The following is a 24,199-nucleotide window of genomic DNA, read 5'->3' on the forward strand; positions in this document are numbered from 1 at the left end:
AATACCAGTATAGACAGGAACTGGTACCCGTTTAATTAATCGGAGATGCTACGGCCATCCGCTGAATGACGCAATGGAGAGATCCGATGAATTCGTCTGCTGTTTCACCCGGCCGCGCCGGCTTACTGCTGTTACTGACCGGCCAGATGCTGCCGTTAATTGATACCTCGATAACCAACGTGGCGCTGGATTCGATCACCCACTCCCTCGACGCCAGCGCCACCCAACTGGAGCTTATCGTCGCGCTGTACGGCGTGGCCTTTGCCGTCTGCCTGGCGATGGGCAGCAAACTGGGCGATAACTATGGGCGCCGCCGCCTGTTTCTTTGGGGCGTGGCGGTATTCGGCATCGCCTCGCTGCTATGCGGAATGGCTAACTCCATTAACGCCCTACTCGCCGCACGAACGTTGCAAGGCGCCGGCGCGGCGCTGATCGTGCCGCAGATCCTCGCCACCCTGCACGTCACCCTGAAAGGCACCGCTCACGCCAGGGCGATCAGCCTCTACGGCGGTATCGGCGGCATCGCGTTTATCGTCGGCCAGATGGGCGGCGGCTGGCTGGTCTCCGCCGATATCGCCGGGCTCGGCTGGCGCAACGCCTTCTTTATCAACGTGCCTATCTGCCTGCTGGTGTTGGCCTTTAGCCGCCGCTATGTGCCGGAAACCCGCCGCGAAAGCCATTCCAGCATCGACTGGCAGGGAACTTTCAGCCTGGCGTTAATCCTCTGCTGCCTGCTGTTCCCGATGGCGCTGGGGCCGGAACTGCACTGGCCATGGGAGCTACAGCTGCTTTTGCTGGCCGTACTCCCCCTGCTCGGCTGGATGCGCCTGAGCGCGCTGCGTAAACAGCAGCGCGGCGAGCAACCGCTGCTACCGCCGCGGCTGTTAAAGCTCACCAGTATCCGCTTTGGGATGGCTATCGCGCTGCTGTTCTTCAGCGCCTGGTCCGGCTTTATGTTCTGTATGGCGCTGACCATGCAGGCCGGGCTTGGGATGGCGCCGTGGCAGTCCGGCAACAGTTTTATTGCTCTCGGGGTGGCCTATTTTATCTCCGCGTTGTACGCGCCGAAGCTTATCGCCCGCTACAGCATGGGGCGCATTTTGCTGATAGGCCTGGCGGTACAGATTAGCGGCCTGCTGCTGCTGAGCGCCACCTTTTATCAACTTGGCCTGCGGACCACGACGCTGGCGCTGGTGCCCTCCACCGCGCTAGTCGGCTATGGTCAGGCGTTAATCGTCAACAGTTTCTATCGTATCGGGATGCGGGACATTCGCGCCTGCGACGCCGGTGCCGGTAGCGCCATCCTCAGTACTCTGCAGCAGGCGACGCTGGGCCTGGGGCCGGCCATTCTTGGCTCGCTGTTCTTGACCCTGGCCCAGCGCGGCGGTGGCGACTATGCGCTGGCGCTGATCGTCTTCCTGCTGGTCGAGGTGGCGATGATGCTGCTGCTGGGCGCTATAGCCCTTTGGCTGCGCCATCACCTGAACCTGCAGCCGGCGGCGACGGCGTCCTGATTCACAACTGTGTAACCTCTGATTTGCATAATAGTCATCCAGCGGTCATCATAACCGCTGGATGTACAGGAGACGTTATGCAGGAATTAATATCGCAAATCGCCGCATTAGGCATCAAAATCACCCCTACCACCTCGCTCATCATTACCTTTGGCATTATTTTTCTGACGGCGATTGTCGTTCATCTCATTCTGCACAAAGTGGTACTGCGCACCTTCGAAAAGCGGGCGCAGGCCAGCAGCCATTTATGGCTGCAAATCATCACGCAAAATAAACTCTTTCACCGCCTGGCGTTCACCCTGCAGGGAATTATCGTCAACGTTCAGGCCGTGCTCTGGCTGCAGAAAGGCAGCGAAGCGGCGGAAATTTTATCCACCTGCGCGCAGCTGTGGGTAATGGTTTACGCCATGCTTTCCTTCTTCTCGCTGCTGGACGTGATTTTCAATCTGGCGCAAAAATTCCCCACCGCCTCGCAGCTGCCGTTAAAAGGCATCTTCCAGGGCATTAAGCTGGTTACGGCGATTATTATCGGCATTCTGATCATATCGCTGCTAATTGGCCAGTCGCCGGCGATTCTGATTAGCGGCCTTGGCGCGATGGCCGCCGTGCTGATGTTAGTATTTAAAGACCCGATTCTTGGCCTGGTGGCCGGGATCCAGCTTTCCGCCAACGACATGCTCAAACTCGGCGACTGGCTGGAGATGCCGAAATATGGCGCCGATGGCGCGGTTATTGATATCGGTCTGACCACGGTAAAAGTGCGCAACTGGGATAACACCATCACTACAATCCCCACCTGGTCGCTGGTCTCGGATTCGTTTAAAAACTGGAGCGGGATGTCGGCCTCCGGCGGTCGTCGCATTAAGCGCAGCCTGAACATCGATACCACCAGCATCCATTTTCTTGACGAGCAGGAGCAACAGCGCCTGATTCAGGCCAAATTGCTGAAGCCCTATATGGACTCGCGCCATCAGGAAATTAACGAGTGGAACCAACAGCACGCCAATGCGCCATCGGTGCTCAACCTGCGCAAAATGACCAATATCGGCACCTTCCGCGCCTATCTGCAGGAGTATCTGCGTAACCATCCGCGGCTACGCAAGGATATGACCATGATGGTGCGCCAGCTAGCGCCGGACGCTAACGGCCTGCCGATTGAGATCTACTGCTTTACCAATACCGTGGTGTGGGCGGAGTATGAAGGCATTCAGGCGGATATCTTCGACCATATCTTTGCCGTGGTTGACGAGTTCGGCCTGCGTATTCACCAGACGCCAACCGGCAACGACATTCGTTCACTGTCGGGCGCGCTGTCGTCCTGATTCCCGGCTGGCGCGCATTGCGCGCCAGCGTACTCTCACTCCACTATCATTTCTCAGGGCTAGCCGTCGACACAGTTTAAGCAGATGATCTTTTCACCAACATGGATTATCGCCAAAGGACGCTCTGCATAATGAAATTAACCACAACGTTTGTCGCGCTTGGCTGCGCTTTAGCACTCCTTTCCGGTTGCACCTCATCGAAGACCTCGCCAGAACGCCATGCTTATAGCTTCGTGTCTCACCGTTCAGATTTCGTCGGCGGTAATTTCACCGTTAACCGTCAGCAAAATTATCAGATGAACCTGCCTAACTTCCGCGATATTTATGCCCGCGGGCAAGAAGATCGGAAAAAAGGGGTGAGTGAAAGCGATGCGCAGCGGGTTGCCGACGCCATTAAGCAACAGGCGCTGGAAGGGGTGAAGTCACAACACTCCTTCAACGGTAATGCGAGCGATCGGTGGAGCGAAACGATGGAAGCGAAAGATGCTCGTCTGTTTGGTAATGAGCTGGCTGGCGCCTATCTGGACGGCTTCCACGGGATAAAATAAGTTGTGTCGCCCCGCCAGTCCGCGGGGCGATAAGCCTTACGCCGGGCGGCGCAGCAGTTTGAAGGCGGCAAACAGGAAGATAATCCACACCGGCAGCAATATCGCCGACAGACGCATCCCGTCAATGGTGCACATCAGTACCAGAATCAAACCGAGAAAAGCGATGCAGAAGTAGTTGCTGGCTGGCGCCAGTAACGCTTTGAACTTCGATTCGCGGCCTTTACGACGCTGCGCGGCGCGAAACTTCAGGTGCGCCATACAGATCATTATCCAGTTCAGCAGCAGCGTCGCCACTACCAGCGCCATCAGCAGCCCCAGCGCTTCATGCGGCAGGAGATAGTTCAGCACCACCACCAGCGAGGTAATGACGCCTGACAGCAGCAGCGAATTCACCGGCACGCCGCGTTTGCTGACGCGGGCGAGAAACTTCGGCGCATTGCCCTGTACCGACAGGCCGAACAGCATCCGGCTATTGGAATAGACGCCGCTGTTATAGACCGACAGCGATGCCACCAGAATGACGAAATTCAGCGCGGAAGCCACCACGTTGCTGTCAAGATTATGGAAAATCATCACAAACGGGCTGCTATCGGATTTGATCTCCACCCACGGATAGAGCGCCAGCAGCACCACCAGCGAGCCGATGTAAAACAGCAGGATACGGTAAACCACCTGGTTGACCGCTTTCGGAATGCTCTTTTCCGGATTTTGCGCTTCCGCGGCGGTAATGCCGATAAGCTCCAGCCCGCCGAAAGAAAACATAATCACCGCCAGCGACAGCACCAGGCCATGCCAGCCGGTGGCAAGGAAACCGCCATGCTTCCACAGGTTATCAAAACCGGCTTTGCTGCCGCCGTGGCCGCCAAACAGCATCCACAGGCCAAAGGCGATCATGCCGATAATCGCCAGCACTTTAATCAGCGCGAACCAGAATTCTGCTTCTCCATACAGGCGTACGTTGACCAGGTTGACGGCGTTAATAATGATGAAGAAGGCCGCCGCCCAAACCCAGGTGGGCACGTCCGGGAGCCAGTACTGCATATAAATCCCGGCGGCGGTCAGTTCCGCCATCCCTACCAGCACGAACATGACCCAGTAGTTCCAGCCGGAGAGAAAGCCGGCGAACGGGCCCCAGTATTTATAGGCAAAGTGGGCAAAGGAACCGGATACCGGCTCTTCCACCACCATCTCGCCAAGCTGGCGCATAATCAAAAAAGCGACAATACCGGCCACGGCGTAACCCAGTAATACCGCCGGGCCAGCCATTTGAATCGCGGGACCAATGCCGAGAAACAGGCCGGTACCAATCGCGCCGCCAAGGGCGATAAGTTGAATATGTCGGTTTTGTAAACCGCGATGAAGCGTCGGGCCGCTCTCTTCCACGGCATCCGACGACGTTGACGCGTCTTTCACGTCGTTCCCCTGTGTGTTTTTGTGAAGGGGCACCTTTTATCACTTAGGGGGGATTGTCGCAAGTTGCGCGGGGCAAGCATCAGCCGCCCGCCCCGCTTTTTTAGCGTTAGAAGTCGTAGCTCATTGAGACGCGAACGGTACGCGGATCGCCTTCGAACAGATAGGTTCCGGTATCGTCAATGCCGGACCAGTACTTCTCGTTGGTCACGTTGGTCACCCCGATGCGCCAGGTCATTTCGTTCTGGTCGGCGTTCAGGCGCATACGATAGCGCAGGCCTAAATCCAGGGTGGTGTAGCTATCCAGCTTCTTGGTGTTGGCCGCATCGGCATACTGCGAGCCGCTATGATTGACACGCGCTGTCGCGGTCAGGCCTTCCACCGGCTTGATATCATACTCGGCGCCAAGCACCGCGTAGAAGTTAGCCACCCCGATGGCATCTTTACCGTCGGTTGCGCCTTTAGCGGTTTTAGTCTGTTTGGCATCCAGCCACACCGTACTGGCGTTAAGACGCAGCCCCAGCATCGGCTCGCCGAAGACGTTCATCTCTACGCCGCGGTTACGCTGCTCGCCGTCGAGGCCGTAATTGCCAGCGGTATCGGAAATGGCGTTCGGTTTTTTGATTTCAAACAGCGCCAGCGATCCGCCGATCGTACCGTAGTCGATCTTGACGCCCACTTCGTCCTGCTTCGAGTGCGCGATCCCGGTACTCTGCCCGGCATTGGCCGCCGTAGTCGGCGCCACAGAGCCCGGCTGCAGCGCTTCGGTATGGTTAGCATACAGCGACAGCTGCTCCCACGGCTTGTACACCAGGCCAAACGTCGGCATCCAGCGGCTTTGGGTATAACGCGACGAGGTATCTTCCAGCCCGGTGGCGTTGCTGTAGTTGCGCACGACCACTTTCTGATGACGAGCAGCCGCGGTAAACAGCACCTTATCGTTAAAGAAGCCGAGGGTATCGCTCAGCAGCCAGCCCTGCGTACGGCTGCGCGAGGTGACCAGCGGATCGTGGTAGTTGCCGCCTAAATAGGCGTTATCCGGCATTGCCACATCGCGGTTGTCATAGATATTGGTGGTCGGGTTCTTCGCCGACATCCGCCAGGCGGTCGCATCGGTATGCACCTGCGCCGCATAGCCGAGATTCACCTTATGCGAAATCGCGCCGGTATTGAAATCGCCGCGTACCCCGCCCATGCCGCTGATCGCGTCGATGATGCGGTTAGTATCAAGGCGGCCAACCGTCGCATCGCCGTTTTTATTGAGCAGCTTCGGCGCGCTGTAGGTGCCGATTTCATGCGAATGCTGACCGCCGAGGGCGCTGTATACCGTCCAGCTATCGGTCAGGTCATATTCCGCCTTCGCCATGCCGAACTCGCTTTCGATATCGCTATAGCCCCACTTCTGGCTGTAATTTTTGCTGTTGTCCGGCAGCGCCGGGACGAAATCCACGCCGCTGATATTGACGCCCATCGTACCGCCGTGGAACGTTTTCTTCTGATAGCCGAAATCGAGCGAGGAGCGGAAACGATCGCCGCGGTAATCAAGCCCCAGCGAAGCCAGCGTGGTACGGCGTTTATCGTTATCGATAGCGCCTTCGCCCTCGCGATGCACCAGGTTGACCCGGGCGCCGAACTGGTTGTTATCGCCGAAACGGCGCCCCAGGTCGAGGGTACCGCCAACCTGGGAATCAGAGGTATAGTCGACGCCAACGCGTGCGGTCGGCAGATCTTCCGCCCGCTTCGGCTCGAGGTTAATCATCCCGCCGACGCCGCTGCTGGCCGCGCCGTTAAGCAGGCTGTTAGCCCCTTTGAAAATTTCAACGCGCTCCAGCATCTGGGTATCCATCACCTGACGCGGCACCACGCCCGCCAGTCCGCCCATGGTCATGTCATCGCCATCGAGCTTAAACCCGCGGATTCGATAGGTCTCGGCGAAGTTGCCGTAGCCCTGTACGGCCTGCACGCCAGCGTCGTTGCTGACGACATCGGCGATAGTTTTCGCCTGCTGGTCCTGAATCAGCTTCGAGGTATAGCCGATGACGTTAAACGGGACGTCCATCGCTTTTTGTTCGCCAAGCATTCCCAGACGGCCGCCGTGGGCGATCTGGCCGTCGAGGAATGCCGGAACTACCAGGTCGCCGCCGGATTTAAAATCGCTGTTTTCTTTAGCCTCGACGATGATGGTCTCTTCGCCAGGCTGCTTCGCGGCGGCAGCGTCCGCGGCCATCGCCGTTTGACTGGCGGCGCTGATGGCTAAGGCCAGCAGCGTTTTACGCAGCGGGAAGGATGAATAGTGCGTGGTGTGCATAATTTGCCCCATGGATGAGGATAAATGGATCAAAGGGCCCGTCGCCGGGCCAGTTATTTTTATTGCGCGTTCAGGTCGATACGTACGATGCTGTCCGGGCCTTTAGTGGAGTGGTCTTTATTGAAGGGCTGTTTGACGGTGACAAACAGCGTCTGACCATCGGCGGAAAGCAGCAGGCTGTTGGGATTGGCCGGCAGCGCCCAGCTTTTCTTCAGCGTGTAGTGGCTGGCGTCAAGGCTGATAACCTTGCCGGATTCACGCTGTGAAATATAAATCTCGTGGCGTTTCCCATTGAACTGCACCGCCAGCGAATCGCCGACATCGAGCTGTTTAAGCAGTTTGCCGCTGTGGATATCCAACACCAGGGTGGTTTTCGCTTTCGAGTTATCGGTCACGAACAGACGACCGGTTTCGCTATCTTCGGCCATATTAAGCAGCAGCGCCGGCTTGTCGCCCAGCGGCTTCCAGCGCTGTTCAATGCGTTGGTTGCGCGGGTTGATCACCAGAATTTCACCGCTGCCGTTGGCGGCGTATACGCGCCCGGTTTGTGCAGAATAGTGCAGGCCGGTCATCCATTTACCGGTGTTTTTAATCCGCGTTTTCAGCTTCAGGGTAGTGGCGTCAACCACCCAGATTTGCGCCGGGTCGGCGACCGCGCCAACGTAGAGGGTATTATTTAACAGCAGCAACTGACGCGCCCCATAGGGGAGCCCTTTTTCATTGCGCTCGCTGAACAGCAGGCGGTTTTTTACCTTGCCGGTGGCGGTGTCAATAGCGCTGATGCCGCCGTCGAGCGAATTGCTGACGTATAGCGTTTTACCATCCGCAGAGAGCTGTAAAGCGAAGTTTTTCAGATCGGTATGCGTCAGGCCGATGGTATTAAGGGTTTGCGGATCCAGCTTGTAAACCGCTCCGCCCTGCACATCTTTAAAGCCCTCGGCGCTGGCGACGTACAGCGCATCGCCCTGCGGGCTTAGCGCCATCTCGTACAACCCTTCCGCTAGCTGGCGCTGCAGAGGTTGCGCCACGTTAGCCGCAGGAGAGTTAACAACCGGTTGAGCAACGGCAGCGGAATGGTGGGTCGCGCAGCCGCCTAACGTCGCGCTGATGGCCAGCGCCAACGCCGGAAGAGTGTATTTCATTGGAACAACCCTATAAAAAATCAATGACCCGGTGGTCGCGCAGCGGCCGATATTGTGTGTTTCCGGCCTGCTGTCTTTGCGTCACCCTACGCCTTCGCTGTTCCTTGTGAACGACTCACTGGCGCAGATCGATCCCTGCTTAGTCTGCGAACAAAAAAGAGAATGAGAACTATACTCATTATCGAATGTCAAACAAGCCTCGGCGGGCAAAAAAGATTATCTGCTGATTTTTTAACGTGGGATGGCGGATTGATAGGGGGAGAAAAGAACTGCGGGATCGATACATACCCGGATAGCGGCGCATTACGCCTTATCCGGGCGACAGGAGGCTAAGCCGCACGCTTCTGGCGAAGGGCGGCTTAGCACGTTTAATGCAATTTCAGGCGCGGGCGAATAATACGGTTAATCCCGCCGGACAGCATCATCAGGCCGGTTTTGAAATAACCGTGCAGCGTCACCTGATGCATCCGATACAGCGAATCGTAAACCATGCGCGCAATACGGCCTTCGACCATCAGCGGGCCGATCGGCAGATGCCCCATAATGCTACCGAAGGTGGTATAGCTGGACAGTGAAACCAGCGAACCGCGATCGCGATAGGAGAACGCTTTCAGCTTATGCCCCTTCATGCGGGCGATAATATTATCGGCGGTGAACAGCGCCATCTGATGGGCCGCCTGGCCGCGCGGCGGGATAAATCCGCCTTCCGGACGCGGGCACGCCGCACAGTCGCCAAAGGCGAAAATATCGGCATCGCGCGTCGTTTGCAGCGTAGGCTCCACCACCAGCTGATTGATACGGTTGGTCTCCAGTCCGGCAATCTCTTTCATGAAGTCCGGCGCTTTAATCCCGGCCGCCCAAACGATTAAATTCGCCTCGATAAACTGGCCGTCTTTGGTATGCAGACCATTTTCCTCAACGCCGGTGATCATGGTGTTGGTCATTACATTAACGCCAAGCTTGCTCAACTTATCGTGGACGGCGCTGGAAATTCGTTTTGGTAGCGCGGGTAAAATACCATCGCCGGCTTCAATCAGGCTGACATTTAACGCATCGTTAGTCAGATCTTTATAGCCATAGCTGTGCAGTTCTTTCACCGCATTATGTAATTCGGCAGATAATTCAACGCCGGTAGCGCCACCGCCAACAATGGCAATATTGACCTTACCGGTGGTCTGCGGGTCGGCGGAATAGCGCAGAAATTGGTTCAGCATTTGCTGATGAAATACTTTTGCCTGCTCAGCGCTGTCGAGGAAAATACAGTGTTCTTTTACCCCGGGCGTATTAAAATCGTTCGACGTACTGCCCAGCGCCATCACCAGCGTATCCCAGCGCAACTTGCGTTCCGGCACCAGCATTTCTCCCTGCTCATCCCGCAGCGCGGCGATAGTAATAGTCTTATCCTGCCGATCGATATCCATTACCGAACCGTGCTGGAAGGAAAAGTGGTGTTTGCTGGCATGGGCGAGGAAACTCAACGCATCCACGCCTTCATCCAGCGAACCGGTGGCGACTTCATGCAATAGCGGTTTCCACAGATGACTCTGGCTGCGGTCGACAAGGGTAATATTCGCTTTCCGCCGACGCCCTAATTTACGTCCCAGTTGGGTCGCTAGCTCCAGCCCGCCGGCGCCGCCGCCGACAATAACGATCTCTTTTAATGGCGTAGTCAAGGTGAACTCCAAAATAATTAATTAAATGTTAATTAAAAACTCTCAGATAATTTTTAGTTAACAATAATTCAAACAATAAAATGCCAGTCATCCATTAGATGATTACGGGATGCATATTGGTAATCGCAAATTTAATTGGCGGCAATTTTTAATCGGGATATTATTGTACAAGTTTTCAGGCAATTTCCTTGCACGCATATTCGAGGTAAACAAAAAGGCCACTAAATTATTATTTAGCGGCCAGGGTAAGGATTAGATAATAATAACTATTAAGTCTTATATTTAATGAAGGGGGATTAGCGGCAGCAACGTATTACCGCGGTTTAATAACGCATCATCACCGATTTAAGTTCAGTATAATCATCAATAAACGCGCTACCAAACTCACGGCCAATACCCGATCCTTTCATGCCGCCGAACGGTACCGCCGGGTCGAGGAAGGTATGCATGTTGACCCACACGATCCCGGCATCAATGGCCTGCGAGTAGCGCAGCGCCTGGCGGATATTATCCGACCAGACGCTGGCCGCCAGCCCATAGGGCGAAGCATTAATTCGGGCCAGCGCCTCTTCTTCGCTGCGATAGCCAATAAAGCTGCATACCGGGCCGAAGGTCTCTTCGCGCATCAGGGTGCTCTCTTCGCTGCGCACTTTAACCGCCGTCGGCTGCAGGAAATAGCCCTCGCCGGGCAGCGCTTCGCCGCCGCAAACGATGGTATCGCCCTCATCGCGCGCGGTCTGAATGAGCCGCAAGACTTTGTCATACTGCTGGCGGTTGGCCAGCGGCCCCATCAGCGTTTGTTCATCCAGCGGCGACCCCGGCGCGAAAGCGCTGAGCTTATCTTTCAGCAGCGCCAGTACCGCATCCAGCTTGCCCTGCGGCAGATAAAAGCGCTCAGCGGCGGCGCAAATCTGCCCCTGGTTGAGGTAACCGGCTTCAATGATGCCGTTCACCATGGCCTCCGCCGTCAGATCATCGAGGAACAGCGCGGCGTTTTTACCGCCCAGCTCCAGCGTAACCCGTTTACCTGACCCGCTGGCCGACTGCTGGACTTTTTCCCCGGTCGCCACCGAGCCGGTGAAGCTCACTTTGGCGCAGGCCGGATGCGTGATGAGCCGTTGGGCGATTTCGCCTCCGGCGCCGTTGACCACGTTAATGACGCCATCCGGGATACCCGCCGCTTTCGCCAGTTCCGCCACCCGCAGCAGCGTCAGCGGCGTATACTCGCTCGGCTTGAGGACGATAGTGCAGCCGCAGACCAGCGCCGCCGCCATCTTCCAGATGGCAATCATAATCGAGAAGTTCCACGGTACGATGCCGACCACCACGCCCAACGGCTGGCGGCGGGTAAAGGCGGTATATTTCTCCCCGGCCATCGACGGCAGCGACACATCCAGGGTTTCCCCGGTGATTTTTCCCGCCCAGCCTGCGAAGTAGCGCAAAAACGCTACCGATTGATCCAGTTCCAGCATCCGCGCCAGGGTGATGGTCTTACCGGAGCAGAGGCTTTCCAGCTGCGCCAGCTCTTCGCGATGCTCTGCCAGCGTGTCCGCCAGTTTCAGCAGCAGCGCGCCGCGCGCCAGCGTCGGTATCTCGCGCCACTGATTAAACGCCAGGCGGGCGCTCTCCATCGCGCGGTCCGCCTGGCCGACATCCGCCGCCGTGACCTCGGCAATCGCCTGTCCGGTCGCTGGGTTTATCACCGCGAACGGCGCGCCGTGGCCCGCCTCCCGATGACCGGCAATAAACTGCCCGTGCGGCTGGCGTAAAAAGGCGGTCACTTCCGCCAGTAAGGTTATCTCGCTCATCGTCAGCACCCGTTTTTTAGCAAAGTTAGCCCATCACAGCACGGTTGCGCCGCACCGCCCATCGTTCTAAAGAACGTCATTCTTCCGGACGATATTCAGCGCCCGCGCGGCGTGCTGTGATGAGGACATTGAGCCAGGCAAGACGACAGGGTAACGCGATGAATATTAAAATCGATGCGCTGAACTACTACGGCGCGACGAAGAAATACCAGCTCCATTTTCCGGCGCTACGGGAAGATATTGAAGCCGATGTGGTGATTATCGGCGGCGGCTTTTCCGGCATTAACACCGCGCTCGAACTCGCGGAACAGGGGATCACCAACGTGGTGGTGCTGGAAGCGCGCCATCTTGGCTATGGCGGCACCGGGCGCAACGGCGGCCAGGTGATGGCTGGAATCGGCCACGATATCGAAGCGGTGAAAAAACACGTCGGCAAAGAGGGGCTGGAGACGCTATTTAAAATCGCCAACCTCGGCGCGGGTATCATTCGCGAACGCATCCGCAAATACAACATCGACGCCGATTTCGTCCCCGGCTACGGCTACCTGGCCTATAACCAGCGGCAGCTTAAAACGCTACGCCAGTGGGAGAAGGAGTTTAAAGCCGCCACCCCGGATGAAGAGATCGAACTGTATACCGGGAAAGAGGTGCAGCAGGTGGTCGGTTCCGAGGTCTACTGCGGCGCGCTGAAACATATGGGCGGCGGGCAGATCCATTCACTCAATATGCTGCTTGGTTCGGCGCAGGCCGCGCATTCGCTGGGGGTGAAGATTTTCGAATCCTCGCCGGTGGTGGAGGTGAATTACGGCAAACAGGTACGGGTGCGCACCGCGATGGGCAGCGTTAAAGCCGCCAAACTACTGTGGGCCTGCGACAGCTTCCTCAACAATATGGAGCCGGAGATCTACAACAAAACGCTGGTCACCTACTCCTATCAGGTGTCGACCGAGCCGCTCTCCGATGAACTGATCGAGCGCATCAGCCCGCTGCGCGGCGCCTTCAGCGATATTCGCCCGGTGATTAACTACTACCGCGTCACTCGTGAAAACCGCCTGCTGTTCGGCAGCGCTACCCGCTTCGTGGAGTATACGCCGAACGATTTCGCCGCCTGGAACCGTACGCTGCTGGCGGAGGTCTTCCCATACCTGAAAGATGTGAAGATCGATTTCGCCTGGGGCGGGCCGATGGCCTGTAGCGCCAACCTGTTCCCGCAGATTGGCACCTTACGCGACCATAACAACGTCTTTTACGTCCAGGGGTACTCCGGCTTCGGCGTCACCCCCTCGCACATCGTGTGCAAAATCCTCGCCGAAGGGATCAATGGCGGTTCCGACCGCTATCGTCTGCTAAGCAGCATTCCCCACGCGACCATCCACGGCCGTGACAGCCTGCGCTTGCTATTAGTCACCGCCGGAAAACTGATGCATCAAACCGCCGGTTTCTGGAAAGGCCGGAGTTAATCAGGAGAACGCTATGCACGCTTTTAAACTCAAACACCCGGTACCTGAACTGCAGCCGATCGGCAGCGTCAGCCTGCTCGGCGCGACGCCGACCGCCGGCGACCCGCAGGTAGCGGGCGCGATGATATACGGCGAGCCGCAGGACGCCTTTACCTGCGGACTGTTTTCGTCCACCGAAGGGAGCTTCACCATGACCTATCCGTTTACCGAACACGCCACCGTGCTGGAGGGTGAAGTTGAACTGACCGTCGCCGGCGGCGAGCCGCAGCGCTTCGCGCCGGGGGACAGCTGGTTTGTCAAACAGGGCACCGAAGTGGAGTGGAAAATCCTCACCCCACGTTTCGTCAAACACTATCTGGCGAACGTCGAGACGCGCTAACACGCTGATAATGCCCGGCGGCGCATTACGCCTTCTCCGGGCTACCAAATCGCACAGCGCTGTCGCCCCGATAAGCGTCGGCGCTACCGGGGATTTTTAGGCCAAATTAAAGGCTGGCCGCATGGACCGTAGGCCGGGTAAGGCGCTAGCCGCCACCCGGCAGAAATACGCGCAACGTGGCAAGACAGATGGCCCCGCTTTCCGGGGCCATCTTGTTTATCAACCGCCACATTCATGGACTACGTCACAGATTCACCCGTTGCTCTCCACCTTCCGGACGATATTCGTTGAGCAGGATGCCCGCCTAAATTATGACTATCCGGGAGTGGCGCTGGCTATTCCCTGCCCTCCCCTACATTGTGCAGAGGTTGACTATGTTTAGTAACAGACTCGCCAGCCATCTTGAACGCGGCGTCGTCGGCTTTCCGACGACCCTCGCCAGCTCGGTTGGGCTGATTATGGCAAGCCCGGTGATCCTAACGGTCACCAGCGGATTCGGCATGGGCGGCGACACCTTCGCGCTGGCGGTACTGCTGGCTTTTATTATGATGCAGGCGCAGGTCACTACCTTCGCCGAAGCCGCGACGTTAATCCCCACCACCGGTTCGGTGTACGACTATATCTCCTGCGGTATGGGCCGCTTCTTCGCCATTACCGGCGCGCTGTGCGCCTATCTTATCGTCCATATCTTCGCCGGAACCGCGGAGACCATTCTCGCCGGCATTATGGCGCTGGTGAACTTCGAATCGGTCAACGCGCAGATGGCCGCCCATCAAAACACCTGGATGGTGGGTGTCGGTATGGTGGTCATTTTCGGCCTGCTGAACGCCATTGGGGTGGAAATTTTCGGCAAGGTCGAAGTGGTGCTTACCTTTGGCATGTGGACAACGCTAACCATTTTCGGCCTGTGCGGCATTTTTATGGCGCCGGTGACTCACCTTTCCGGCTGGTTCGGCACGCCGCTGAACGTTAGCGATATCTCCGGCCTGTTCGGCTATATCGGCATGGCGATGTTTATGTTCGTCGGCTGTGAACTGGTGACGCCGATGGCGCCGGAAATCAAAAAAGCCCACCGCACCATTCCGCGGGCGATGGCGTTGGGTCTGCTGGGGGTCGCCAGCTGCATGTTTATCTATGGCGCGGCGATTAACCGCCAGGTGGAAAACGTGGTGATCGATGCGGCGAATAACGTCCATTTGCTGGACACGCCGATGGCGATCCCGGCCTTCGCCGAGCGGGTGATGGGCCACGCCGGCCAGTACTGGCTCGGGGTCGGCCTGCTGCTGGCGGGCTGCGCCACGATTAATACCTTGATGGCCGCGGTGCCGCGTATTATTTACGGTATGGCGCTGGACGGCGCGCTGCCGCGTTTTCTTACCTGGCTGCATCCGCGCTTCAAAACGCCGGTGATCGCGATTGCCATCGGCGTGGCCATCCCCTGCCTGCACGCCTGGTACCTGAACGGCGATCTGGACCGTATCGTACCGCTGATCCTCGCCGCGGTCTGCGCCTGGGGCGTGGCCTATCTGCTGGTCACGCTGTCGGTGGTGATGCTGCGCATTCGCCGCCCTGACCTGCCGCGCGCCTACCGCTCGCCGTGGTTCCCGCTACCGCAGATTATCTCCAGCGTCGGGATTATCATCGCGATTGTGAATATTACCCCACCGGGGATGGACAGCCGCGAGGTGCTGGTGCCGTTCGGGATTATGCTCGGCCTGACCGCCGCCTATGCCCTGTTCTGGACGCTGTGCGTACAGCGCGTTAATCCGTTCAAGCCGCTGGAGGTGGAAGAGGTGGTCGAGCGCGCTATCGGCAATTATGAGAAACAGACCTGCGGGGAGATGACGCCTGATGTCCTCCGTCCCCTGGTTTGAAACGCCATTAATGAACGCGGTGCAGCGCGACTTAGCGGGCTGGCCGAGCGAAAAACTCAGCGAACGCAGCGCGATGTTGCGGTTGAACGACGTCACCGCCGTCACCTTCAGCGTGCGCCAGAAGCGGCTATTTATGGCCAGCATTCACAGCTGCGAGTTTGTCGTCGAGGGGCCGGTTACCCGGCCCGCTCGCGGCAAGATCCGCGCCCACCAATCCGGCTGGCTGAAACGTCAGCCCATCCGCTTTATCGGTAGTAAAGAGAGCGCGCAGCTCGCCGGCTATCTCAACGGTTTTCCTAATCTCCAGCACACCTTAAGCGAGCTGGACTACCGCCGCTTTTCGTTGACCTTTGACGATAGCGGCTGGCGCTGTTGCATTGAACCCTGGGCCGCCAGCGAAGTGGTCTGTAAAATGCCGCCGCTGCGCCGTTATCTGAAGCTCGAAGCGCAGCAGCGGATGCTGCTGCTCAGCGTGCTGGCGATGATTAATCAGGCGGTAAGTCAGTGGATGCGCGGTGAAATCGCAGAAGGGAAAGCATTGACTTCCCCGCCATCACAGCGGGGAAGCTGAGGCGTTTTATAGCAGACCGAACTGCTGCGCCAGCCGATCGATGGCCTGGCGCTGGAACTGTGCGAATGCGGCGCGCGGCTGCTGCTGGTGAATAAATTCCAGCAGCGGATCCTCAACCTCGGTGCGCACGCCGCTCAGCGTTTCCATCACCGCCAGGCCGCAGAACGGCACGTAGGACTCGGCGTAGCCGCCTTCGTGTACCATCACCAGTTTCCCGCCGCACAGGCGATCCGCCGCCTGCTGGACCTGTTCGGTCATCGCCCGGAAGCTGTCGCTATGTAGCTGCATCCGCGCTAATGGATCCATCGCGTTGGCATCATAGCCGCAGGCGATAATAATCAGTTCCGGCTCAAAACGCGCCAGCGCGGGAATGACGATAGTTTCCAGCGCATAGCGCCAACTGTCGTCGCCCGCCCCGGCCAGCAACGGAATATTGATGTTGTAACCTTCGCCCGCGCCAACGCCGCGATCGTCCTCGCCGGAGTAGCCCGGCGGGAAGCAGCCGTCCTGATGCAATGAGATAGTCAGCACGTCATCGCGCTGCAGATAGATATGCTGCGTACCGTTACCGTGGTGAACGTCCCAGTCAATAATCGCCACCTTGCCGAGCCCCAGCAACGCTTTCGCCCGTTCAACGGCAATGGGAATATTGGCGAGGAAACAAAACCCCATCGACTGGTCCGGCAGGCAGTGGTGTCCTGGCGGCCGCGACAGCGAATAAGCGTTATCCAGTTCGCCCTTAAGCACCGCCTCGACGGCGGCACAGGCCAGTCCGGCGGAAAGGCAGGCGATTTCATAACTCCCCGGTCCCAGCGGCGCCTCTTTGCCGAGCATGCCGCCGCCGTTATCGCTGATTGCCTTAAAACGCTCAAGATAGCTATCAGGATGGATCCGCCGCAGGTCCTCAAGGCTCGCCGCCGCCGCGCTGCGTAGTTCCAGCTGCGGCGTCAGCCCGGAGACGTCCATCAGATTTTTCATCCGCCGTTTGGTCTCCGGCGACTCGGCATGGCCGCCGCCGGCGGGCGGCTGTACCCAGCCACCGACCGGCAGCGTTACCGCGTGCAGGCCGGTACTGTGCCAGAAACAACGTTCATCAAAGAAGAAACCGGTTTTTCTTTTCACTCTATCCTCCCGTTGGCTAAACCTTTTCCGGCGGACGACGCCGCCGCAATCAAAATCAGAGACAGCAGCGCGCAGGCGCCTGCCGCCGCCAGCAGCGGATTGGCGCTGGCGAAATGTTGCAGTAAGGCCCCCGCGAGCGCCGGGCCGGCTGCCATTCCGCCGCCGATCACCAGATTGATGCTGTTCATCAACCGGCCGCTGTTATCGAGCGCGGCCACGCGAGCGAGGATAAAAGGCAGCACGAAAGTCCAGGTGAACTTAAACAGCAGCGCCGCGATGGCGTAACGCACCAGCAGCGGATGGCCCGTCAGTAACAGCACGCTGGCGATCAGCAGCGCGTATCCCAGCCACACCGCCAGCCGGTCCGGACGTTGGGTACCGCGTAGAGCCGCGCCGCCGGCGCCGATAATGCCGAACACCGTCGCCGCCGCCAGCACCAGACCGACCTCTGTCGGACTCAACCCCGCCCCGCTGCCGATGGTGCCGATAAAGGTCCATACCGCGCTGAGGCTGATATAGAAGGTGAGAACCGCGAGCACCGCCAGCGCCTTACGCCACGACGCTGCAGGTGGCTGGCGATGGGAAGCCGATTGCGCTTGAAAACGCGACGGGAAGGCGGAAACCAGCGGCAAACAGCAGAGCATGATGGCGGCGAGGAGCAGATAAACGACCTTCAGGCCAAAGGTCACGAACAGGCCGGGCAACACCAGCAGGCCAAGCATGCCTAACAGCAGCTGCCCCAGTACCCAAAATGCGTACACCCGCGATGGATTCGGCGTTCCCGCCGCGCAGCTGATGCACAAAATCATTAGCGTGCCGCCCGCCAGGGAAGCAATAAAGCGTACCGCCAGCAGCGACGCATACTGGGTGACTACCGCCGAAGCAAGGTTAGCGAGCAGAAATACCGCGCAGGCGACGAGTGCCACCCGCCGCCAGTCCAGGCGGTTCATCCACCACCACGCCGGGAGCGTCGCCAGGCTCATCGCGCCGAGCTCCGCCGAAAATAGCCAGCCGATCTGTCCGGGTTTAAGGTGCCATTCGCTGGCCAGTTGCGCCGCCACCGCCGGCGCGGTCATTAAAATCCCCGGCGCAATGGCGGCGAAAATGACAATCGCCGCCAGCAAACGCAGCGACACCACCAGCCCGCCAAGCCGGGAAAGGCTATTTTCAGAAAGAGGTGTACTCGACATCGTAGGGCGTGCTCCAGTCAAAAAAGCCTCCCCCCGGACGGTTATCCAGGGAGTGATACCCTCAGGCATCAGGAAAACGCCGTGCTGCCACGGCGCGCGCGGGATGCGATAGTCAGATTACAGATGCAGCGTACGCTGAGCGGCAGGCATCCAGGTTCGGGAAACGAGTTCAGTCCGGTTGACGACTTCGGTCTTGGCGAAAATATTGCGCAGATGGGTTTTCACCGTCGAGAGCGAGATATCCAGCTGGCGGGCAATCAGCTTATTGCTGGCGCCTTCACGCACCATGCCGACGATTTCGCGCTCTTTGGCCGTCAGGATGGCAGGGAGTTGATCCTCTTCCTGCAGGAAATCGCGAATAGCCAGCTCCACCAACGGCAGTACCGCCTGGGCCCGGAGGCGTTCCTCGCTGGAAAAAGGCACGTCGCGCATCAGCGAGATACCGGCAACGATCCGCCGTTCGCGGCGAATAAAGATTTCGGTCATGTCGCGTACGTTATTCGGCAACATAAATTCATGATAGTAGTGGCGGTTGCGGTCACAGAGTCGCGGCGTCATCGCTGCCATGGTCGTACTCTGGTGACTAAAGTGCGCCGGCAGGTGCGGATCCAATGGCTGGAAGCTTTCCAGATATTGTTGGTGTGTATTATCCGAAATATTATGCAATATATAGTTTTCAGGTTTTAAACGATTATTTACTCGATAAAAAACCGCTGAAGACAGTGGAATTAACTGTGAAATAGTCTGTAAACAACGGGCTATTATCGCATCATTACGACTGGCTTTTAATAAAGCAGACATGATATTTCCCCCCGTCAAGGTGGTGGTGCGTAACACGCGGATTACCAGAGTAAGATGAAGCATACATTTAACATTTAAGTAACACAATCATTAACATGTTAACAATGTGATATCCATTACAAACTTTTCATCAATACATTGTTATTTAAAGCATTTAAAAATCGCCCTGCTATCTGTTAACGTAGTGGCGTTAAAACATAAACAAAAGTTATTAACATCACGCGTTATTTTCTCGTGAGGATTAAAAACCCTTATATTGGCAGGTCCGATCTCATCCTTAAGAACGATAGTTTTTTGCATTTTTTCATTTATACCCTAAAAGGATGTCGATAATTTAACGCCGCGGCTTAATCAACGGATTACGCCTGACTTGCTATTGCCCAAATATGCCGCCCCAGGCCAGCAATTAATAGAGGATAAGCCGATGCTGAATATCGCCGCCTTACGCCAGCAGCAAATTCCGCTGGCCGTCGAACCGCGCTCATCGCTGCCGTTTCATATTCTGATGAAACCGATTGGCCCCGCCTGCAACCTCGCCTGCCGCTACTGCTACTACCCGCAGGATGAAACGCCGGTCAGGAAGATGGACGAGGCGCGACTGGAGCAGTTTATCCGCCGCTATATTGCCGCCCAGCCCGCCAGCGCGCGGGAAATCAACTTTGTCTGGCAGGGCGGCGAGCCGCTACTGGCCGGGCTACGTTTTTATAAAAAAGCGCTCGCCCTGCAGCAGCGCTACGCCCCTGACGGCGTAACCATCAGCAATAGCCTGCAGACCAACGGGACGCTTATCAACGACGCCTGGTGCCGGCTGTTTCGCGAACATCGCTTTATTATCGGCGTCAGCCTCGAAGGTAGCGAAGCGCTGCAAAACCACCATCGACCGGATAAACGCGGGCAGGCTTCCTGGTCGGCGGCGCTACGCGGTATCGCCCTGCTCCACCAGCATCAGGTGGAGTTTAATCTGCTGGTGGTGGTGCATAACGAGATGGCCGCCCACGCGGCGGCGATTTATGACCGGGTGGTCACGCTTGGCGCGCGCTATCTGCAGTTCCAGCCGCTAATGAGCGAAGGCGCGGCGCTGCGCGAGGGTTATCAGCTCAGCGCCGATAACTGGGGGCGTTTTATGGTCGGTATCTGGCGACAGTGGCAAAAGCGCTGCGATATGGGGCGGGTATTCGTCATCAATATCGAACAGGCGTGGGCGCAATATTTTACCCATACCAGCGGCAGCTGCGTGCATAGCGCCCGCTGCGGCAGCAATCTGGTGATGGAGTCTGACGGCCAGCTTTACGCCTGCGATCATCTGATCAACGCCGAACACCGTCTGGGCCGCCTTGACGAGCAGACGCTCGCCGCCGCGGTCGACGCATCCGTTCAGCTCCCTTTCGGCCAGCAAAAAAGCCTGCGCCGCGAATGTCAGACTTGCTCCGTAAAAATGGTCTGCCAGGGCGGCTGCCCCGCGCATCTCAACGCCGCTGGCAACAATCGTCTATGCGGCGGTTATTACCGTTTCTTTAGCGAAATCCTCGCGCCATTACGTCCCTTTTCCCGCGACCTTAACGGCCTGAAAGCCTGGCGGGCCGCGTTTGTTGGGGCCGCGCATCCCGCGTAGCCCTTTGCCCTGATGGTTGTCCCACTATGAACAGGAGAGTCAGTCGTGAACAAAAAAGCCATGGCCGCGGCGGTCAGCATGATCCTCGCCGGCGGCGCGCACGGCGCACAGAATGAGCATCCAAACGTCATCGTGATTATCGCCGATGATATGGGTTATTCCGATATTAGCCCCTTCGGCGGTGAGATCCCCACCCCCAACCTGCAGGCCATGGCGGAGCAAAGTATCCGCATGAGCCAGTATTACACCTCACCGATGTCGGCCCCGGCGCGTTCGATGCTGTTGACCGGCAACAGTAACCAGCAGGCCGGGATGGGCGGCATGTGGTGGTACGACAGCACCATTGGCAAAGAGGGTTATGAGCTTCGGCTGACCGACCGCGTCACCACCATGGCCGAGCGCTTTAAAGATGCCGGCTATAACACGCTGATGGCCGGCAAATGGCATCTCGGTTTTGTTCCCGGCGCCACGCCGAAGGACCGCGGTTTTAACCACTCCTTCGCCTTTATGGGCGGCGGCACCAGCCACTTTAACGATGCGATACCGCTCGGAACCGTCGAGGCGTTCCACACTTACTATACCCGCGATGGCGAGCGCATCTCCCTGCCGGATGATTTTTACTCCAGCGAAGCTTACGCCCGCCAGATGAATAGCTGGATTAAAGCGACGCCGAAGGAGCAGCCGGTCTTCGCCTGGCTCGCCTTCACCGCCCCTCATGACCCCCTGCAGGCGCCGGATGAGTGGATCAAACGTTTTAAAGGCCAGTATGAGCAGGGTTACGCCGAGGTCTATCGCCAGCGCATCACCCGTCTGAAAGCGCTGGGAATCATTCATGACGACACCCCGCTGCCGCATCTGGAGCTGGATAAAGAGTGGGAAGCGCTAACGCCAGAACAGCAGAAATATACGGCGAAAGTCATGCAGGTGTATGCGGCGATGATCGCCAATATGGACGCGCAAATCGGCACGCTGATGGAGACGCTGAAACAAACCGGGCGCGATAAAAATACCCTGCTGGTATTTTTAACCGATAACGGCGCCAACCCGGCACAGGGTTTTTATTACGAATCTACCCCCGAATTCTGGAAGCAGTTCGATAACAGCTATGACAACGTGGGCCGCAAAGGATCCTTTGTCTCCTACGGCCCCCACTGGGCTAACGTCAGCAATGCCCCCTACGCCAACTACCACAAAACCACCAGCGCCCAGGGCGGCATCAATACCGACTTTATGATCTCCGGTCCCGGCATTACCCGGCGCGGTAAAATCGACGCCTCAACCATGGCGGTGTACGACGTGGCGCCGACGCTATATGAATTCGCCGGTATCGATCCCAATAAATCGCTGGCGAAGAAACCCGTGTTGCCGATGATTGGCGTCAGCTTTAAACGCTACCTGACCGGTGAAACGCAGACGCCGCCGCGTTCAAAGTACGGCGTCGAATTGCATAATCAGGCCGCCTGGGTCGATGGCGACTGGAAGCTGCGGCGCTTAGTGAAGCTCGACCTCAGCGCCGGCGACGCGCCATGGCAGTTGTTTAATCTGCATGACGATCCGCTGGAGACGCATGACGTCGCGGCCCAACATGCCGACCGGGTCAAAGCCATGAGCGACGCCTACGAGGCATTTGCTAAGCGCACCATGGTTACCAAAGCGCAGGGCAAGATGATCGATTATGTCGGTATCGATAACAAAACCGGGCGTTATCTGGCGGTCGATCCGGCAACCATGAAGCCGGTGCCTGCGCCGCAGGCGATTCCTGTGAACGAGGGCCAATAAACAAACCCGGCTATCGTTCTTCCGGGCGATAGCCGGAAGTTGACTCGCTTTCTAAGGTAATCCTGAACCCATTACAGGAGAGAGCGGATGGCGAGAGTCGTGGTGATTACCGGCGGCGGAAGCGGGATTGGCGCCGCCTGCGCGCGGCTGATGACGGCAGCGGGCGAGCGGGTGTTTATTACCGGCAGACGCGAAACAACGCTACAGAAGATCGCCGATGAAACCGGCGCGACGGCGCTGGTGGGCGATGCCGCCGACGGCGACGTCTGGCGGGAACGGCTGCTACCGGCAATTCTCGACCAAACCGGCGGTATCGATGTGCTCATCTGCAGCGCCGGCGGCATGGGCAATAGCGCCGCCGCCGACACCAGCGATCGCCAATGGCGAGAGGCGCTGGACGCGAACCTGAACAGCGCTTTCGTCAGCGTGCGCGCCTGCCTGCCTTCGCTTATCGCCAGCCGCGGCAATGTACTGTTCGTCGCCTCCATCGCTTCCCTTGCCGCCGGGCCGCAGGCCTGTGGCTACGTCACCGCCAAACACGCGTTAATCGGCCTGATGCGCTCCGTCGCCCGCGATTACGGCCCACAGGGCGTCCGCGCCAATGCCATCTGCCCCGGCTGGGTCACCACCCCGATGGCGGATGAAGAGATGATTCCGCTGATGCGGGAGGAAGGGTTGTCGCTTACCGAGGCCTATCAACGGGTGTGCCGCGACGTTCCGCTACGCCGCCCCGCCAGCCCCGATGAAATAGCGCAGGCCTGCCAATTTCTCTGCTCGCCGCAGGCCGCCATTATCAGCGGTGCGACGCTGGTCGCCGACGGCGGTTCCAGCATCGTCGATGTTCCAACGCTGGCGTTTACTTAACGCCCCACTCTACTCAGGAGCTCACATGACTTCAGAAGCCGTATTTATCCAGGTCGGCGCGCTGGCCGATGGTTTTGCCCCGCACGGCAACCTGCTGGCCACCGCCAGTCTGCCCGCAGGCGAACGCTTTACCTTTTATGCCGCCGGGAGCGAGCCGCAGCAGCTGATTATCGAAAATGACCAGACTCTGCTCTGGAACGGCAAACGCGCGCCCTGGCGGGCAACCGCCCTGCGCCCCGATATTCTGTTTATCGATTTTCTTGACCCGGAGCGCGATAACGCCAGTATCAGCGCGGTATGCAACCTGACGCAGCGCAACGCCACGCTGGTATACGGCCAGCTACCGGACGAAGCCGCCGCGCGGCTGGACGCCTTCAGCCGGGTAGAGCAAGGGTTGCCGCTGACCGCCGTCGAGGCGCGATTTGTCTTCGCCCGCCTGGATGCCCAGCCGGGGCCGCTGCCGGACTTTACCACCGCGCTGGTCGGCATGCGCAATCAGTACACCTATAGCCCGACCGAGCGTTATGAACACATCTATCTCAATTATAATTTTTACGCCTGGCAGTGTCTGGACGGCGTGGAAAAGGGGCTGGCGGATGTCGACCGCTGCCATTACGTACAGGTGGCGGAGGATCTCTATTTGTTCGTCTGGCGGGAGAAAATCATTCCCACGCTGGGGGCTATCTTGATCGATCTTCAGCAGATGCGCACCGATGGTAAGATCATGGGTTATCAGGGCAGTGATTTTGGCGCCTTGAGTAATTTCCCGGTCGGCGCGAGCGCGAAGATCCTCAACGTCACCCGCCATCAGGAATAATATTG

The 24,199-nt window shown here is 58.0% G+C and carries 19 protein-coding genes; 11 read left to right on the forward strand and 8 right to left on the reverse strand.

The genetic code is table 11. The features are described 5' to 3' along the window. Positions 1–86 precede the first annotated feature (86 nt). The 3 genes from ABLV66_RS18650 (at position 87) to ABLV66_RS18660 (ending at position 3,384) form a co-directional block, all read left to right on the forward strand. Positions 87–1,514, forward strand: a complete 1,428-nt coding sequence (locus ABLV66_RS18650) for an MFS transporter (RefSeq protein WP_315709640.1) — start codon at positions 87–89, stop codon at positions 1,512–1,514. 77 nt (positions 1,515–1,591) lie between these two features. Further along, positions 1,592–2,836 (forward strand): mechanosensitive ion channel family protein, encoded by a 1,245-nt coding sequence (locus ABLV66_RS18655; protein WP_047049418.1) that lies wholly within the window; start codon positions 1,592–1,594, stop codon positions 2,834–2,836. Positions 2,837–2,967: 131 nt separating this feature from the next. Then, positions 2,968–3,384 (forward strand): Exc2 family lipoprotein, encoded by a 417-nt coding sequence (locus ABLV66_RS18660; RefSeq protein WP_045381305.1) that lies wholly within the window; start codon positions 2,968–2,970, stop codon positions 3,382–3,384. Between the two features lie 36 nt (positions 3,385–3,420). Here the strand turns inward: ABLV66_RS18660 and pheP are convergent, their stop codons facing one another. The 5 genes from pheP to ABLV66_RS18685 all read right to left on the reverse strand — a co-directional run bounded on the left by pheP (position 3,421) and on the right by ABLV66_RS18685 (position 11,725). Then, positions 3,421–4,797, reverse strand: a complete 1,377-nt coding sequence (pheP, locus tag ABLV66_RS18665; RefSeq protein ID WP_015367815.1) for a phenylalanine transporter — start codon at positions 4,795–4,797, stop codon at positions 3,421–3,423. Positions 4,798–4,903: 106 nt separating this feature from the next. Continuing rightward, positions 4,904–7,102: a TonB-dependent receptor gene (locus ABLV66_RS18670; RefSeq protein ID WP_348876514.1), complete on the reverse strand. Its 2,199-nt coding sequence runs from the start codon at positions 7,100–7,102 to the stop codon at positions 4,904–4,906. Positions 7,103–7,161: 59 nt separating this feature from the next. Further along, positions 7,162–8,244, reverse strand: coding sequence for a YncE family protein (locus ABLV66_RS18675; RefSeq protein ID WP_047049423.1), 1,083 nt, complete (start codon positions 8,242–8,244; stop codon positions 7,162–7,164). 368 nt (positions 8,245–8,612) lie between these two features. Next, positions 8,613–9,917: an NAD(P)/FAD-dependent oxidoreductase gene (locus tag ABLV66_RS18680; protein WP_047078604.1), complete on the reverse strand. Its 1,305-nt coding sequence runs from the start codon at positions 9,915–9,917 to the stop codon at positions 8,613–8,615. Between the two features lie 323 nt (positions 9,918–10,240). Further along, a complete protein-coding gene (locus ABLV66_RS18685; RefSeq protein ID WP_289577343.1) occupies positions 10,241–11,725 on the reverse strand; it encodes an aldehyde dehydrogenase family protein in 1,485 nt (494 codons plus the stop codon). Positions 11,726–11,883: 158 nt separating this feature from the next. On the opposite strand from ABLV66_RS18685, the gene ABLV66_RS18690 reads away from it, so the two are divergent. The 4 genes from ABLV66_RS18690 (at position 11,884) to ABLV66_RS18705 (ending at position 16,009) form a co-directional block, all read left to right on the forward strand. Next, a complete protein-coding gene (locus tag ABLV66_RS18690) occupies positions 11,884–13,185 on the forward strand; it encodes an NAD(P)/FAD-dependent oxidoreductase (RefSeq protein ID WP_015367823.1) in 1,302 nt (433 codons plus the stop codon). A gap of 13 nt (positions 13,186–13,198) precedes the next feature. Continuing rightward, the gene (locus ABLV66_RS18695) at positions 13,199–13,564 is read left to right on the forward strand and encodes a cupin domain-containing protein (protein WP_025714914.1); all 366 of its coding nucleotides are present in this window, start codon (positions 13,199–13,201) and stop codon (positions 13,562–13,564) included. A gap of 374 nt (positions 13,565–13,938) precedes the next feature. Beyond that, entirely contained in the window at positions 13,939–15,438 is a 1,500-nt protein-coding gene (locus ABLV66_RS18700) for an APC family permease (RefSeq protein ID WP_289577346.1), read from the forward strand. Then, positions 15,416–16,009 carry a DUF3156 family protein gene (locus ABLV66_RS18705; protein ID WP_289577347.1) on the forward strand — a complete coding sequence of 198 codons (594 nt, stop codon included), beginning with the start codon at positions 15,416–15,418 and terminating at the stop codon, positions 16,007–16,009. Before ABLV66_RS18700 ends, ABLV66_RS18705 begins: the two co-directional genes overlap by 23 nt. Positions 16,010–16,015: 6 nt before the next feature. On the opposite strand, the gene ABLV66_RS18710 is transcribed toward ABLV66_RS18705, so the two are convergent. The 3 genes from ABLV66_RS18710 to ABLV66_RS18720 all read right to left on the reverse strand — a co-directional run bounded on the left by ABLV66_RS18710 (position 16,016) and on the right by ABLV66_RS18720 (position 19,122). Beyond that, entirely contained in the window at positions 16,016–17,131 is a 1,116-nt protein-coding gene (locus tag ABLV66_RS18710) for a histone deacetylase-like amidohydrolase (RefSeq protein ID WP_047078608.1), read from the reverse strand. Beyond that, on the reverse strand, positions 17,128–18,321 hold the full coding sequence (locus ABLV66_RS18715; RefSeq protein WP_348876515.1) for an MFS transporter: 1,194 nt from the start codon (positions 18,319–18,321) through the stop codon (positions 17,128–17,130). The genes ABLV66_RS18710 and ABLV66_RS18715 overlap by 4 nt, the downstream gene beginning before the upstream one ends. Before the next feature lie 117 nt (positions 18,322–18,438). Then, a complete protein-coding gene (locus tag ABLV66_RS18720; RefSeq protein ID WP_045393597.1) occupies positions 18,439–19,122 on the reverse strand; it encodes a helix-turn-helix transcriptional regulator in 684 nt (227 codons plus the stop codon). A gap of 424 nt (positions 19,123–19,546) precedes the next feature. Between ABLV66_RS18720 and ABLV66_RS18725 the strand changes: the two genes are divergently transcribed. The 4 genes from ABLV66_RS18725 to ABLV66_RS18740 all read left to right on the forward strand — a co-directional run bounded on the left by ABLV66_RS18725 (position 19,547) and on the right by ABLV66_RS18740 (position 24,194). Next, positions 19,547–20,734, forward strand: a complete 1,188-nt coding sequence (locus tag ABLV66_RS18725; protein WP_320482293.1) for an anaerobic sulfatase maturase — start codon at positions 19,547–19,549, stop codon at positions 20,732–20,734. 45 nt (positions 20,735–20,779) lie between these two features. Further along, a complete protein-coding gene (locus ABLV66_RS18730; RefSeq protein WP_047078611.1) occupies positions 20,780–22,513 on the forward strand; it encodes an arylsulfatase in 1,734 nt (577 codons plus the stop codon). A gap of 87 nt (positions 22,514–22,600) precedes the next feature. Further along, entirely contained in the window at positions 22,601–23,377 is a 777-nt protein-coding gene (locus tag ABLV66_RS18735) for an SDR family NAD(P)-dependent oxidoreductase (protein WP_047078612.1), read from the forward strand. A gap of 25 nt (positions 23,378–23,402) precedes the next feature. Beyond that, a complete protein-coding gene (locus ABLV66_RS18740; protein WP_047049438.1) occupies positions 23,403–24,194 on the forward strand; it encodes a MoaF C-terminal domain-containing protein in 792 nt (263 codons plus the stop codon). Positions 24,195–24,199 lie beyond the last annotated feature (5 nt).

Origin of the sequence: Klebsiella sp. CN_Kp073 (assembly GCF_040065495.2) — a bacterium.
Taxonomy (GTDB): domain Bacteria; phylum Pseudomonadota; class Gammaproteobacteria; order Enterobacterales; family Enterobacteriaceae; genus Klebsiella; species Klebsiella aerogenes.